The sequence below is a fragment of the Deinococcus proteolyticus MRP genome (assembly GCF_000190555.1).
Taxonomy (GTDB): Bacteria; Deinococcota; Deinococci; order Deinococcales; family Deinococcaceae; genus Deinococcus; species Deinococcus proteolyticus.
In genome coordinates, this window is sequence record NC_015161.1 from 720,741 (window position 1) to 735,074 (window position 14,334).

12 protein-coding genes and 1 tRNA gene are annotated in these 14,334 nt (G+C 67.4%); 10 read left to right on the forward strand and 3 right to left on the reverse strand.

What is annotated here, in order from left to right:
- Positions 1–65: 65 nt before the first annotated feature.
- On the reverse strand, positions 66–734 hold the full coding sequence (gene deoC / locus DEIPR_RS03575; protein WP_013614471.1) for a deoxyribose-phosphate aldolase: 669 nt from the start codon (positions 732–734) through the stop codon (positions 66–68).
- Between the two features lie 97 nt (positions 735–831).
- Here deoC and prxQ point away from each other — a divergent pair, with 97 nt between their 5' ends.
- The 9 genes from prxQ (at position 832) to DEIPR_RS03620 (ending at position 10,865) form a co-directional block, all read left to right on the forward strand.
- Positions 832–1,314, forward strand: a complete 483-nt coding sequence (gene prxQ, locus DEIPR_RS03580; RefSeq protein ID WP_013614472.1) for a thioredoxin-dependent peroxiredoxin PrxQ — start codon at positions 832–834, stop codon at positions 1,312–1,314.
- Entirely contained in the window at positions 1,311–2,006 is a 696-nt protein-coding gene (gene rpiA, locus DEIPR_RS03585; RefSeq protein ID WP_013614473.1) for a ribose 5-phosphate isomerase A, read from the forward strand. Before prxQ ends, rpiA begins: the two co-directional genes overlap by 4 nt.
- Positions 2,007–2,142: 136 nt before the next feature.
- Positions 2,143–3,687, forward strand: a complete 1,545-nt coding sequence (gene guaA, locus DEIPR_RS03590) for a glutamine-hydrolyzing GMP synthase (protein WP_013614474.1) — start codon at positions 2,143–2,145, stop codon at positions 3,685–3,687.
- A 374-nt stretch (positions 3,688–4,061) separates the two neighbouring features.
- Positions 4,062–5,123, forward strand: a complete 1,062-nt coding sequence (locus DEIPR_RS03595; RefSeq protein WP_013614475.1) for a hypothetical protein — start codon at positions 4,062–4,064, stop codon at positions 5,121–5,123.
- Positions 5,120–6,727, forward strand: a complete 1,608-nt coding sequence (locus DEIPR_RS03600) for a VWA domain-containing protein (protein ID WP_013614476.1) — start codon at positions 5,120–5,122, stop codon at positions 6,725–6,727. Before DEIPR_RS03595 ends, DEIPR_RS03600 begins: the two co-directional genes overlap by 4 nt.
- Positions 6,724–7,368, forward strand: coding sequence for a hypothetical protein (locus DEIPR_RS03605; protein WP_013614477.1), 645 nt, complete (start codon positions 6,724–6,726; stop codon positions 7,366–7,368). The genes DEIPR_RS03600 and DEIPR_RS03605 overlap by 4 nt, the downstream gene beginning before the upstream one ends.
- Positions 7,369–7,525: 157 nt before the next feature.
- Complete coding sequence (locus tag DEIPR_RS03610) at positions 7,526–8,347, forward strand: aminoglycoside phosphotransferase family protein (RefSeq protein ID WP_041221930.1); 822 nt, start codon at positions 7,526–7,528, stop codon at positions 8,345–8,347.
- Positions 8,348–8,451: 104 nt separating this feature from the next.
- Positions 8,452–8,781: a hypothetical protein gene (locus DEIPR_RS03615; protein ID WP_013614479.1), complete on the forward strand. Its 330-nt coding sequence runs from the start codon at positions 8,452–8,454 to the stop codon at positions 8,779–8,781.
- Entirely contained in the window at positions 8,778–10,865 is a 2,088-nt protein-coding gene (locus tag DEIPR_RS03620) for a single-stranded-DNA-specific exonuclease RecJ (protein ID WP_013614480.1), read from the forward strand. Before DEIPR_RS03615 ends, DEIPR_RS03620 begins: the two co-directional genes overlap by 4 nt.
- 197 nt (positions 10,866–11,062) lie before the next feature.
- Here the strand turns inward: DEIPR_RS03620 and DEIPR_RS03625 are convergent, their stop codons facing one another.
- Together DEIPR_RS03625 and DEIPR_RS03630 are read right to left on the reverse strand one after the other, a co-directional pair.
- Positions 11,063–11,956 (reverse strand): SIS domain-containing protein, encoded by an 894-nt coding sequence (locus tag DEIPR_RS03625; protein ID WP_013614481.1) that lies wholly within the window; start codon positions 11,954–11,956, stop codon positions 11,063–11,065.
- Positions 11,957–12,153: 197 nt separating this feature from the next.
- Positions 12,154–12,230 (reverse strand) — tRNA-Arg (locus DEIPR_RS03630).
- Between the two features lie 44 nt (positions 12,231–12,274).
- Between DEIPR_RS03630 and DEIPR_RS03635 the strand changes: the two genes are divergently transcribed.
- Positions 12,275–14,233, forward strand: a complete 1,959-nt coding sequence (locus DEIPR_RS03635) for a peptidylprolyl isomerase (protein WP_013614482.1) — start codon at positions 12,275–12,277, stop codon at positions 14,231–14,233.
- Positions 14,234–14,334: the final 101 nt, after the last annotated feature.

The window sequence follows — 14,334 nt, forward strand, 5'->3', positions numbered from 1 at the left end:
CTAAGGGTCTAAGGAAAGGAAGTGGAGAGGCGAGTTCGGAACGCTGTCTCCATCAACCGCCAACCTCAGTACGCCGTTGCGTTCTCCCCGCTCGTCACCAGGCCCACGCCGCCGCTGGTGCCGAGGCGGGTGGCTCCGGCGTCCAGCATGGCCTGCGCGTCTTCAGGAGTCCGCACGCCGCCTGCCGCCTTGATTTGGGCGCGGCCTGCGATGACTTCGGCCATCAGCGCCACGTCTTCTACCGTCGCGCCACCGGTGCTGAAGCCGGTGGAGGTCTTCACGAAATCCGCCCCTGCCTGCACCGCCGCTTCGGTGGCCTGGCGCTTTTGCTCATCGCTCAGCAGCGCCGTTTCGATGATGACTTTCAGCACGCGGTCAGGCACGGCCTTACGCACCGCTTCGATGTCGCGCTGCACGGTGGCCCAATCGCCTGCGCGGGCGGCCCCGATGTGAATCACCATGTCAATTTCGTCCGCGCCTGCTTCGGCGCTCAGGCGGGCTTCCACTGCCTTCTGGTCAGGGGTAATCGCCCCGAGGGGAAAGCCGCAGACCGTGGCGACTTTCACGCCGCTGCCCGCCAGCTCCTGCGCGGCGAGGTGGACATACACGGGATTCACGCACACGGCCGCGAACCCGTGCTCCTTCGCCTCGGCGCACAGGCGGCGAATGTCGTCGGGCGTGGCTTCGGCTTTGAGCAGGGTGTGGTCGATGTGGGGGGCGAGGGGATGAGTCATTTTTTCAGTCTAAGGGTCTGAAGGTCTACGGGTCTAAGGGAGAATGCCAGCAGGCCTTTCAAAAGGACCTCGGCGCCCTTCCCTTAGACTTATCCCCATGACCAACAACCGCATCCAACCTGGCGACCCCTTCCCCGCCTTTTCCCTGCCCGACGGTGCGGGGCAGACCCACAACTTAAGCGACTACGCAGGCCGCTACGTCGTGCTGTACGCCTACCCCAAGGACGACACCCCCGGCTGCACCCGCGAGGCGTGCGATTTCCGCGACTCGGCCCGCCTGCGCGAGATGGGCGTGCAGATTCTCGGCATCAGCCAAGACGACGCCGCCAGCCATCAGCGGTTCAGCGAGAAGTTCAGCCTGCCTTTCCCGCTGCTGACCGACGACGGAGAGTTTCTCGCCAGCATCGGCGCCTACGGCGAGAAAAACAGCTACGGCAAGGTAACGCAGGGCGTGAAGCGCTCCACCTTCATCATTGACCCGCAGGGCAAGCTGCTCAAAAGCTGGCTGGCTGTCAAGGTAGACGGGCACGCCGAAGCGGTGGCCGACGCGATTGCCGCCGATATGGAGACCAGCGCATGAGCGACCAAGCCCAAAATCTGGAAGCACTGAAGAAGGAAGCCGCCCTGAAAGCCGTAGCCCTGGTGCAGAGCGGGCAGCGGGTAGGCCTCGGCACGGGCAGCACCGCCAAATACGCCATCGAGGAACTCGGGCGCAAGCTGCGGGACGGTGAGCTGAGCGGCATCGTGGGTGTGGCGACGTCCAACGCCTCTGCCGACCTGGCCCGCGAGGTGGGGATTCCGGTAGAAGACCTTGACCCGCGCCCGCTCGACATCGCTATTGACGGAGCCGACGAAATCGCGCCCAACCTCGACCTCATCAAGGGTCTCGGCGGGGCACTGCTGCGCGAAAAGCTGACCGAAGTCCAGGCGCGGCGACTGATTATCATTGCCGACCACACCAAAATCGTGAGTCGCCTGGGCGAAAAAGCCCCGCTGCCCATCGAAATCGCGCAGTTTGGCTTCCTGAGCACCGTGGAACGCCTGCGCGAGTTCTTGCCGGGTGGCCGCCTGCGAATGACCGGAGCCAGCAATTACGTTACCGACAACGGCAACTTCATCTACGACGCGCAGCTTCCCGCAGATTTTGCCCCCGCCGAGCTGGAGCGCCGCATCAAAGGCACCCTGGGCGTGGTGGACACCGGCCTGTTCCTGTGCATGGCCGAACGGGCCTTCGTGGCCGCGCCAGACGGAGTGCAGGAGCTGGTGCGCTGAGGATGGATGGAATAAGGGGCAGGCAACTCTAACGCGCTGCCCCTTAATCTTGACCCCCGGGCTCTTGGACTCTTAGGCCTGCTTCATCAGGGCAGCGAAAGCATCTCCCATTCGTCATCTGCCAGAATAAGCCGCAATGACTCAGCCTTCACAACACCATCAAACGGTTGTCATTCTTGACTTTGGAAGCCAGTTCACCCGGCTGATTGCCCGCCGCTTCCGCGAAATGGGCGCTTACTCGGTGATTCTGCCGGGCACCGCGCCGCTGGAGCGTATCCAGCAGGAGCAGCCCGTGGGCATCGTGCTGTCGGGTGGCCCAAGCAGCGTGTACGACGAGAACGCGCCCAAGCCCGCGCCGGGCGTGCTGGACCTGAACATGCCGATTCTGGGCGTGTGCTACGGCATGCAGTACCTCGCCCACGAGGCGGGCGGCGACGTGAAGCGGGCAGGCAAGCGCGAGTACGGCAAGGCCGACCTGACCGAGTACGGCGGCGAACTGTTTAAGGGCATCGAAGGCGAGTTCGTGGCCTGGATGAGCCACAGCGACAGCGTCACGCAACTGCCGCAGGGCTATCAGGTGGTGGCGAAAACCGAGGACACCCCCGTCACCGCCATCGAGAACAACGAAACCAAGCGCTACGGCGTGCAGTTTCACCCCGAAGTGGTCCACACGCCCAAGGGCGGGCAACTGCTGGGCAACTTTCTGGACATCTGCGGCGTGTCGCGTGACTGGACGCCGCAGCACATTCTGGACGAGCTGATTGCGGGCGTGCAGGAGCAAGTCGGCAGCGAAGGCCGCGTGCTGCTGGGCATCAGCGGGGGCGTGGATTCCAGCACGCTGGCGCTGCTGCTCTCACGTGCGGTGGGGGACCGCCTGACCGCTGTGTTTGTAGACCACGGCCTGCTGCGCCTGAACGAGCGCGAGCAGGTGGAAACGGCCCTGCGCGGCGCGGGCGTGAATGTGGTCACGGTGGATGCCCGCGAGGAATTCATGCACCACCTGGACGGCGTCAGCGACCCCGAGCAGAAGCGCAAGATTATCGGGCGCGAGTTTATCCGCGTGTTTGACCGCGAAACCGAGAAGTACGGCCCCTTCGAGTTTCTGGCGCAGGGCACCCTCTACCCCGACGTGATTGAGTCGGCGGGTGGCGAGGGCGCGGCCAACATCAAGAGCCACCACAACGTGGGCGGCCTGCCCGAAGACCTGGCCTTCAAGCTGGTGGAGCCGTTCCGCACGCTGTTCAAGGACGAAGTGCGCGAAATCGCCAAGCTGCTGGGCCTGCCCGACGACATCCGTATGCGCCACCCATTCCCTGGCCCTGGCCTCGCCATCCGCTGCCTGGGCGCGATTACCGAGGAAAAGCTGGACATCCTGCGCCGCGTGGACGACATCTTTATCAGCGGCCTGCGCGAGTTTGGGCTGTACGACCAGTGCTCGCAGGCTTTGGCGGTGCTGACCCCCATTCAGTCGGTGGGTGTGATGGGCGACGAGCGCACCTACTCCTACACGGTGGCGCTGCGGGCCGTGACCACGGGCGATTTCATGACCGCCGAATGGGCGCGGCTGCCCTACGAGTTCCTGGGCACGATGAGCAACCGCATCGTGAATCAGGTGCATGAGGTGAACCGCGTGGTATACGACATCACGGGCAAGCCACCGGCGACGATTGAGTGGGAATAATTCACCCAACTGAGCGGAGCGAATGTGAACTGAGGGCCGCCCCTCAGTTCTATTTCGTTGGTGAGCGCCGACTGGTACAGCTCCAGAGGAGAGCGCCGAGCGAGTCTCAGCCGCTGGCTGCCCTACGGCTATGTTTCGCTTCAACAGCCCTCCGCGAGCACGACCCCAGGATCATCCCTGGATGTTTTTATATTCGCCCACTGGGCCGCGACCAACCGCTGGCGAGCTGTCGGCAGGGCCAGTGAGGAGGGCTGGTGTGAATGAAGGGGCGCAGATCCCTCCACTTCCCTCTCTGTCTGCACTTTGTTGTCTTTGCCACATACTGACCCCCGGCTGACACCCGGGACGCACAATGCGGGCACGAGACCACATCTATGCGCAAGACACTGACATTGCTGCTGAACATCCTCCTCGCCGTAGGATTGGCCGCAGGGATCTGGTACTCGGCCACACAGGCCAGCGTCAAGGAAGTGAAAGGGCTGGTGGGGTCGGAGAAAGAGGCCTTTTTCGCCGACCCACAGGTGCAGGCCACGCTGAAAAAGAAATACCGACTGAAGGTGCAGGCGGTCAAGGCCGGCTCGCGTGAGATGGCCGGGGCCGACCTGGCCGGCTACAGCTTCGCTTTTCCTGCCGGAGTGTCCGCCGCCGAGGTGCTGAAAAAGCGCTCCGGGGCCGCCCAGACCTACGACGCCTTTTACACGCCGCTGGCGGTGGCGTCCTGGGAGCCGGTCGCGGGCCTGCTGAAAAGAAACGGTCTGGTGCAGCAGGACCAGGGCGTCAGCTGGCTGGACATGCGGGCGCTGCTGCCGCTGATGCAGTCGGGCAAGCGCTGGAGTGATCTCAGGGGCGCGGACGCCTATCCCTCCAAGCGGTCGCTGCTGCTGAACACCACCGATGTCCGCAAGTCCAACTCGGCGGCCATGTACCTGGCGCTGGTTGCCTATCTGCTGAACAGCGAGGCGGTGCCGCAGGTGGCCGAAGCGCCGGCCCTGGCCCGTGAAGCCATGCCGCTGTTTTTGCGTCAGGGTTTCCAGGAGAACTCCTCGGCGGGGCCGTTCGAGGATTATCTGGCCCTGGGAGCCGGCAAGGCGCCGCTGGTAGTGATTTACGAAGCGCAGTTCCTTGAGCAGGCAGGGCACGGGGGACTGCCGGCCGGGGCCACGCTGCTGTATCCCCGGCCCACCATCTACGCCAAGCATGTGCTGGTGCCGCTGGACGCCGCCGGGCAAACACTCGGTCACGCCCTGGCCGAGGACCCGCAGTTGCAGCAGTTGGCCGCGCAGTACGGCTTCCGCACGCCGGACGCCGCGCAGTTCGCTGGGGCCGTGCAGGCCAGCGGGGTCAAGGTGCCGGCCAGCCTGGTGGACCTGGCCCAGGAACCCAGCCAGGAGGTGCTGAACGCCATGATTGCCCAGATCGAAAAGGAGTACCCATGAACTGCCGCGCCGCTGCTTGGCTGCCCGCCGTCCTCCTCGCCGCTGCGCTGGGGGGCTGCACCGACCGCACGGCGGACGCCGGGGCCACGCCGGACACGCTGGGCGAGCGCGGCCCGGTGCTGAACGTGATGGCCGGCTCGGAACTCAAAGACCTGGAACCGCTGCTGGACGAGGTGGCCGGGGAAGTCGGCGTGCGGCTGAACATGCGTTACACCGGCACGCTGGACGGCGTGGCCGAGTTGCAGGCCGGCGCAGGGGCCGGCAACTCGGCGGGGCCGGACCTGGTGTGGTTCTCGCACGCCAAGTACCTGGAATTGCAGGGCGGGCTGGGCGGGCGCATCCTTTCCAGCGAGAAAATCATGCTGTCCCCGGTAGTGCTGGGCGTCAAGGAGAGCGACGCCAAAGCCTGGGGTTGGGACACCCGCCCGGTGGGCTGGAAGGACATCGCCGCCAGGGTGGCCAGCGGCGACCTGCACTACGGCATGGCCAACCCTGCCGCCTCCAACAGCGGCATGACCGCACTGATTGGAATTACGGCGGCGCTGAGCGGCAAGGGAGACGCCATCACGGCCGGGGACGTGCAGGCGGGGGCGCTCAAGCAGTTCTTTAAGGGGCAGGTGCTCACCTCCGGCTCCAGCGGCTGGCTGGCCGACGCCTACGTGGCCGACCAGGGCCGGAGCCAACTGAACGGCCTGATCAACTACGAATCGGTGCTGCTGTCGCTGAACCGGGGCGGGCGGCTGCAAGAACCGCTCAAGCTGATTTACCCGTCCGACGGCCTCGTCACCGCCGACTATCCGCTGATGCTGCTGAATGACGCACGCCGCAGCGAGTATCAGGCGCTGGTGGACCGGCTGCGCTCGCCGCAGGTGCAGCAGCGCATCATGCAGGAGACACTGCGCCGCCCCGCCGCGCCGGGGGTGGCCCTCAGCAGCGAGTTTCCGCCCGGAATGCTGGTGGAACTGCCCTTTCCGGCCTCTGCGGGCACCATCGACGCCATTCTGGGCAGCTACCTGAACGACGTGCGCCGACCGGCCAACACCATTTTCGTGCTGGACGTGAGCGGCAGCATGGAAGGTAAGCGGCTGGAAGCTCTCAAGGCGGCACTGGGCAACCTCAGCGGGGCCGACACCTCGCTGGGCTGGCGTTTCGCGGCGTTTGCCGACCGCGAGCGGGTCACGCTGATTCCCTTTTCCGGCGACGTGGAGGCTGTCAGGTCCTTTCAGGTGAACAAGGCCAGCCGCGCCGCCGACCTGCAGGCCATCGCGGCGGCAGGCGGGGCGCTGCAGGCGGGCGGCGGCACCAACATCTACGGCGCGCTGTCCGAGGCGTACCGCCAGGCGGCGGCGGCTCCGGCGGGCAGCTACACCTCGGTGGTGCTGATGACCGACGGCGAAGGCACCGCCGGGCCAAGTCTGAACGAGTTCCGCGACTTTTACGCGGCGCTGCCGGCCGGGGCGCGGTCCGTCAAGACCTTTACGGTGCTGTTCGGCGACAGCGACGTGCAGGAGATGAACGAGGTGGCGGCGCTGACCGGCGGGCGCACCTTCGACGGGCAACAGAACCTGGCGGCCGCCTTCAAGGAAATCCGGGGCTATCAGTGAGCCGGGCAGCAGGCGGGCAGACGGGCGGATGGGCAGCGGGTCTGCAGCGTCACCTGCGTTCCACCCGCCATCTGGTGGGCACGCTGCTGGCGGTCGCCGGGCTGCTGGCGCACTTTGCCGGGCTGCTCGAAGCGTTCTGGCTGCCCATCGTGCTGGGGCTGTACGCGCTCGGGGTGCTGGTCACGCCGCAGACCCAGACCGACCTGCAACTGGAAGAACTGGCCGGGCAGCAGGCCCTGCGCGGCGAGCTGCAAACCTTCCTGCGCGGGCTGCACGGCCGGGTCGCCCCCGACGTGCAGGCGCGGCTGGCACGCCTCGAAGCGCAGCTGGACGACCTGCTGCCGCGCCTGCGTGAGCTGGAACTGCAGGGCAACCCCCACGCCTTTACCATCCGCCAAATCGTGACCGATTATCTGCCCGAAACCTTCGAGAACTACCTGCGCCTGCCGCCCCGCTACGCTCAGCAGCACGTGCTGCTGAGCGGCCGCACGCCGCACGCGGTGCTGCTGGACCAGCTGGCCCTGCTGGAGCAGACGCTGGAGAGCATCACGGTCAGCGTGGCCCAGGGCGATACCGGTGAGCTGCTGGCCAACGGCAGATTTCTGCAGGACAAGTTCGGCACCCCTGACCTGAAGCTGTAGGGGGCGGGGGCTGTGCCGCCGGGGCCGCCCCGCCGGTTGGGTGAAGTTGGGTGAAGTGCAGCTGCCGGACCTCCGGAGCACGCGGCCTGCAAGTGGTGTACTTGGCGGTCTGGTGCAGCCTTGCCCCCGGTGCCCCAGCGCCCGCTATCATGCCGAGGTGACCGACGGCCCTACCATCCGCCTGCCTGAACTGACCGCCAGGTATGGACCGCTCAGCAGCATGGGCACAGGTATGCAGAGCCGGGTGTACGCCACGGCGGACGGCCAGTCAGTAATCAAGGTGTACCGCAGCGGCGTGGGCAAAGCCGAGCGCGAGGCCGCGAACCTGCGCCGCGCAGGCCTGGGCCACTGGGTGGTGGACACCCTGGTGGCCGACGGCGCCGAGGCGCTGGTCATGCGCCGCTTTGAAGGCAAGCGGGTCACGGCGGCCACGCTGCCGGCCGCGCTGCCGCAGCTGAAAGTGCAGCTCTCACGCCTGCATGCTGTGCAGCAGGGCGAGGTGGACGTGGGCCGAGTGGAGGAGCGGCTGCGCAAGTTCCGCCGCGTGCTGGCCTCGCAGGGGCTTGACGACCTGTTCGCCGCCGTAGAAGGCCCCCTGCACGCCGGCGAGTTCGCGCAGCCGGCGTCGTTCTGCCACCTGGACCTGTGGCAGGACAACATCCTGATTGACCCGGCCGGCGAGGTGATGCTGATTGACTGGACCAACGCCGACTGGGACGACCCCCTCCGCGACCTGGCCCTCCTCAAGACGGGAACGCTGGACCTGCTGGGCGCCGACGAGAGCCTGGCCGCTGTGCTGGGCCTGCTGCCGGGGCGCACTCCGCCCGTCTTGCGGCGGCTGCGGGCCTACCTGTCGCTTACCTACCTGCACGACCTGTACTGGCTGATGATGAACGAGCCGTACGAGTTCGCCGCCGAGCGGGCCAAAAAGGTGCCGCGTGCCCGGCATGTCCTGTCGTGCCTGCCGGCCAGCGGCTGACAGCAGCGCGGGACGACCAGGGCGCGGCCAGGGAAGGCGGCAGGGTCGCCTGAAGGAAGCGGCCGCTCCTTTGCGGCGCAGCCGGGCCTGCTAGACTCCTGACTGTGCAAGTGCTGTTCGCTCTCCAGGTCGTGGTGACCGTGCTGCTGGGCGGCCTGCTGGTGCTGACCGCACTGGAAAACGGCGGCACCCTGAGTGTGCCGTGGCTGTTCTCGCCGGAGGTCTCGCTGGTGTCACAGGCGCAGGGTCTGGTGGGGTTTGCGGCGTTGGGCTCGGTGTGGACCTTGCTGCTGCTGCTGCCGGTGCTGCTGGGACTGAACATGCAGCGCCTGCGCGCCGAGCGCCTGCTGGCCGAGCGCGAGCGGCACCTGCAGGCGCTGCTGCGCGGCCAGCTGCCGCCGGCTGCGGCCCCTGCCGCCGAGGAGCCGTCTTGACCCCCGCGGCCCGCTGGCAACTGGCCCGCCCCGCTCCGCTGCCCGCCCTGCGAGACCTCATGGAGCGCTACGGCCTCTCGGCGCCGGCAGCGCAGTGGGTGTACGGACGCGGCCTGCGCCCTGAGCTGCTGTCTCCCGAACACCGCCTGACCCCTAACCCTGGCCTGCGTGAAGCGGCGCGGCGGCTGGTGCAGGCCATTCGCGCCGGCAAGCGCATCCGCATTCACGGCGACTACGACGCCGACGGCGTGACCGCCACAGCCACGCTGGTGCTGGGCCTGCAGGCCCTGGACGCCGATGTCCACGGCTTTATTCCACACCGGCTGGAGGAGGGCTACGGCATCCACCCCTCCAAGCTGGACGAGCACGCGCAGAGCTGTGACCTGTTGGTCACAGTGGACTGCGGTGTGTCCAACCGCGAAGAGGTGGCCGGCCTGCTGGAACGCGGCACCGATGTCATCGTGACCGACCACCATGCACCGCCGCCGACCTTCCCCGACTGTCTGGTGGTCCACCCGGAGCTGACGGCCAACTACGACCCGGCCCTCCACAACCTGACCGGCGCGGGGGTGGCCTACCATCTGCTGTGGGCCGTGCATCAGGAGCTGGGGCTGCCCGAGCCGCGCCCGCTGAGTGCCCTGGCTACTCTGGGCACCATTGCCGACGTGGCCCCGCTGACCGGCGAAAACCGGGCCCTGGTGGGTGTGGGCCTGGCGGCCCTGCCCGGCACTGACATCGTGGGACTGCGGGCACTGCTGGAACTGAGTGGGGTGGCCCAGCCCTCGGCGCGGGACGTGGCCTTTGTGCTGGCTCCCCGTATCAACGCGGCCGGGCGGATGGGCGAAGCGGACCGGGCGCTGGAGCTGCTCACCACGTCCAGCCCGCAGCGGGCGGGGGCGCTGGCGCAGTACCTGGAGGTCCGCAACGAGGAGCGCCGCGAGCTGCAAGACCGGATGTACCGCGAGGCGCTGGACCTGGTGGACCCCGGCGAACGGGCCCTGCTGGTCACCCGCCCGGACTGGCACCCTGGCGTGATGGGGATTGTGGCCAGCAAGCTGCTGGAGCAGTTCTACCGGCCGGTGTATATCGTGGCGCAGGGCAAGGGGTCGGTGCGCTCCACGCCGGGGATCAGCGCGGTGGGGGGGCTGCGCTACAGCCACGACCTGCTGCTCAGGTACGGCGGGCATCCTGGCGCGGCAGGCTTCTCCCTGGAAGAAGCCAACCTGCCCCGGCTGCGTGACCGCCTGCAGGACTACGCCGCGCAGTTCCCGGTGCCAGTGCCGCACGTCACGCTGGATGCGCCGCTGCCTGCCACCTACGCCACGCTGGACCTGTGGCAGGAGCTGCAAGCCTTCGAGCCCTACGGCGAGGGGCTGCGGCCACCGCTGTGGCACCTGCGTTCACCCCTGAGCGGCACCCGTCTGGTCGGCAGGAACAGAGACTGCCTGCAGTTCCAGGCGGCGGGGCTGCGTGGGATCAAGTTCCGCGAGCAAGACGCGGCCACAGGCCCCCGTGACCTGGCCGTGCGGCTGCGGCGCTCGGAGTTCCGGGGCCGGGTGTCGGCCGAGTGGGAAGCGGAAGAACTGCGCCCGCCCCAGGCGCTGACCCTGGCCGCGCCTCAGGCCCAGGTGGCTGCGGCGCGTTTGGCGGTGCGCCGCACCCCCGAGCAGGTCATGGCCCGCCTGAAGGCCGTGGGCCGTGGCGTGGCTGTCTATGCCGGTGAAACACTGCGGGCCTCGCTCGCCGCCCGCTTGCCGGAGCTGCACTACCTGCAGCCCGGCGACCCGCTGCCAGCGCTGCCGCTGGTGCTGTTTGACCTGCCGCCCACCGGCGTCTTGGAGCGCTGGCTGCAGGAGCGGCCTGCTGCGGCGCCGCCCGTCACCTTTGCCTGGGGGCGCGAAACACTGGCCGCGCTGGACGCCGCGCCCCAGGGAGCGGAAGGCTACCACCGCTTCCAGTGGGCCCACGCCTACCTGACACTGGACGAAGCCGGCTGGGACGGGGCTGTCCGGGCACTGAGCGGACTGGGGGTAGAGGAGGCAGCCACGCCGCCCCTGCCCCTGGAAGCTGTGGGCGACGACTGACCCGGCTGGTTGGACGCCGCAGATGGACTCAGCGAGAGCGGGGGGCAACGGGCAAAAGGGGAACTCCCGGCGCTTTTCCCTGAGGCGCGGTCATGCCGTCAAATGCTGCAGGTCCGGGCGGGCCGTGGAGGCGGGGGGAGCGGGGCAGAGCAGAACACACCTTACCCCGGTCCTCTTCTGCGCTGTCCAGTCGCGGCTCAGTTCTCCGGTGCTTCGCCGCTCAGCTCGGCCTGGGCGCGGTGCAGCACGGGGCTGTCCTCCGGTGATTGCCCGGCGATTTCGGCCAGGTACAGGGCGGTCCATGCTCCCAGGTACCACAGCGCCAGCCCAGGGGCGTAGTCGCTGTCTGCACCAGATTCGGCGCTGGGTTCCGGGAAGGGCAGGTGAATCACCTCGTCCACCCGGCTTTCCATGATTTCGCGGCCCACGTCCAGGCGGGGGCTGAGGTCGCCCAGAATCAGGCCCACCTTGGCGTCGCCCTGCTCGTGCTGGGCTTCGAACATGCCGCTCAGCACCGGGAGGGGGTCGCCCAGCACCGGCACGCTGTAGCTTTTGCCGGTGCGGGCCAAGAGGTTTTGCCAGGCCAGCACCAGCCCTTCCGAGCCCTCGTCGGCCAGCAGCAGCGGGGTGCGCCCATGCAGCCGCCAGGCCAGCTCGCGGGCGGGGTTGCCTTCGGTGTCCTCGCCGGCGCACCTGGCTGCCAGCGTGGCCAGCAGGCGGTCGGCCTCCTGCGCTTCGGCGGCGTGGCCGCTGGCGTAGGCCAGGTACTGTGCGCCGTGGTAGGTAGCCGTGACCCCAGCGGGGATCAGGGTATCGATGTGCTCGGCGTCTCCGCCGGTCGCCACGCGGCGGACCTGCGCTCCGGCAGCTTCGGCCAGAGCGACGTATTCCAGAGACAAGGGTGCGCTGTCGGGGCTGCCCAGGACGAACTGGGTGCCGCCCGTGCTCAGCGAAGCGGCAATCAGCGGCTGGGCCAGCAGCGCGGCCAGGGTGCCTTCGCCGGTGCCGACCGCGCCGTAGGGGGCCTGCTGCACCTGTACGGGGCCGCTGTAGCTGCCGGGAAGGGCCAGAAGAAGAGAATGCAGAGTCATGGGCTGAATCTTAGCGGGTCAGCTGCGCTGGGAAAGAGGCTGCGCCTTGCCTTTGCGGGGCAGGCCGGGCCAGGAAGCTCATAGAGGTGCGTGATACAATCGCCCGCGTGTTTGAGGGAGGCCCACAGCTGCTGGCAGCCGGAGTTAACCTCCAGCCAACGAAAAAGCACCACCCTGCGGGGTGGCGCTCTTTTGTGTGGTGTACCCGATTGGATTCGAACCAACGACCTTTAGCTCCGGAGGCTAACGCTCTATCCAGCTGAGCTACGGGTACGCGCAAGCTCAAGTAAAGTATCACGTCTCTGAGGAGGACTTCAAGTGAATAAGAAAACCGCTCTCAATGCTCTGCTGACCGTTCTTGCCCTGCTGATGGTCGGCGGCATGGCCCTGCAGTTCCTGCCCGGTGACGGCGCCAAGACCATCACGAACGCTGTGCGCGGCGAACAGGGCACTCCGGCCATCCGCGTGAACGGCAAGGCCATCACTGCCGAGAAGCTGCAAAAGATTCAGGACAACAACCCTTCGCCGTTCGCCTCGCAGGGCAAGGCGCTGCAAGACGACTTCCGCACCTTCATGATTTCGCAGGTGGTTCGCCAGGAGCTGATGGTGCAGGCGGCGCGTGACATCAACGTGACCCGCGAAGACGTGAACGCCGAAGTGACCAAGGTGCGCGAGCAGAACAACCTGACCGACGACGCCGCCTGGACCGACGCCCTGCAGCGCGTGGGCCTGAGCGACTCGGAATACCGCGAGCAGGTCAAAGAAGGCCTGGCCGTTCAGCGCAAGAACGAGGCCATCGAAGCCGCCGTCCCTGCCGCCACCGAGCAGGAGATGAAAACCTACTACGACCTGAACCCCACGCTGTTCCAGACCGAGCAGCGCCTTAGGGGCCGTCAGATTGTGGTGGACGACGAGAAAAAGGCGCGTGAGCTGCTGGCTCAGGCCCGCGGCGGCGCCGACTTTGCCGAGCTCGCCAAGAAGAACAGCACCGAGAACGCCGAGAATGGCGGCGCCCTGGGCGCCTTGGGCGAGGGCGGCGCGCTCCAGCCCGTGGAGCCGGTGGTGCTGCCCGAAGAGGTCGCCGCTGCCGTGCAGGCCCTGCCCGCGCCCGGCCTGACCGACGTGGTGGCCAGCGGCGGCCGCTTTTACGTCGTGAAGGTCGAAGAACTGCTGCCCCCCGAAACCAAGCCCTTTGAGACCGTCAAAGAGGAAGTCAAGACCGAGCTGGAAAAGAGCAAGAAGCGGGCCGCCGTGGAAGCCTTTATGGATGAGCAGCTGGCGGGTGCCAAGATTGAAGTGGTGGACCCGGCCTGGAAGTACGAAGACCCCACCGTGGCCGAAGTCGGCGGCCGCAAGGTTCCCTACTCGGAAGTGGTGGGCCGCGTGATGCAGAACCAGCAGCTGATGATGATGATGCAGGGCATGGAAGGCGGTCAGCTGACCGAGATGGTCAACGGCATGCTCAAGCCCTCGGTGGTGGAGCAGCTGATTCAGGAATATGCCGCGCCCAGCATCGTGAAGGCGGAGAATATCCCGGTGGTGGGCACCCGCCAGGACCTGGTCAGTGGCCTGATTGCCTACGGGGGCCGCAATGTTAAGGTGACCGACGAGGACCTGCAGGCCGCCTATCAGGAGCGCCAGCAGCAGTTCCAGACGCCCGCCAGCGCCGTGGTGTCGGAAGCGACCTTCCCCAGCCGCGAGCAGGCGCTGGCTTTCCGCCAGGACTGGCAGGGCGGCGACTTCACGCAGGCGGCCACAGCCGCTGGGGGCATTGTTTCCGAGCGCGGACAGGTGGCCCCCGACACCGACCTGATGGAACCCTCGGTCCTGCAGTCCATCTTTGAAGGCGAGCTGCGTGCGGTGGGCAGCACCAGCCTTACCAACATCGTGCAGGCCAGCGACGGCTGGAAGGTCGTGGCGGTGACCGACCTGCAGCAGGGCCGCGTGCTGCCGCTGGACGAGGTACGCACCAGCCTGAAGGCCAGCCTCTTCAACGAGAAGCAGGCCGCCGAGGGCGAGAAGTTCCTGAGCAGCAAGGTGGCCGCCCTGAAACCTGTGAACAAGCTGGAAGAAGTGCTGGCCGCCCAGAAAGCCCGCGTGGGTGCCGATGCTCCCGCCGACGCCTCGGGAGCCCAAACCGCTTCCGGAGCGGCGGCTTCGGGCACACAGACCACTACGGATCCTGCGGGCGCACCTGGGGTGATCGTGGATGACGCCTCGGGCGCCGCGAGCGCCGCCGCTGAAGGCTCCGCCGCTGCGACCACGCCCGCTCCGTAAGGGCGCGGCTGGCCGTAGGCAAGAAGGCCCCCGCCGGTGGGTGGGGGCTTTTCCTATTCCCGCCATCCATTGGCACGGCTGCGCGAGGTTCTGGACAGATA

Coding starts and splice junctions, on each gene's coding strand:
- deoC (WP_013614471.1), bottom strand. CDS start 734: ATGACTCATCCCCTCGCCCCCCACATCGACCACACCCTGCTCAAAGCC.
- DEIPR_RS03595 (WP_013614475.1), top strand. CDS start 4,062: ATGCGCAAGACACTGACATTGCTGCTGAACATCCTCCTCGCCGTAGGA.
- DEIPR_RS03625 (WP_013614481.1), bottom strand. CDS start 11,956: ATGACTCTGCATTCTCTTCTTCTGGCCCTTCCCGGCAGCTACAGCGGC.
- guaA (WP_013614474.1), top strand. CDS start 2,143: ATGACTCAGCCTTCACAACACCATCAAACGGTTGTCATTCTTGACTTT.
- DEIPR_RS03600 (WP_013614476.1), top strand. CDS start 5,120: ATGAACTGCCGCGCCGCTGCTTGGCTGCCCGCCGTCCTCCTCGCCGCT.
- prxQ (WP_013614472.1), top strand. CDS start 832: ATGACCAACAACCGCATCCAACCTGGCGACCCCTTCCCCGCCTTTTCC.
- rpiA (WP_013614473.1), top strand. CDS start 1,311: ATGAGCGACCAAGCCCAAAATCTGGAAGCACTGAAGAAGGAAGCCGCC.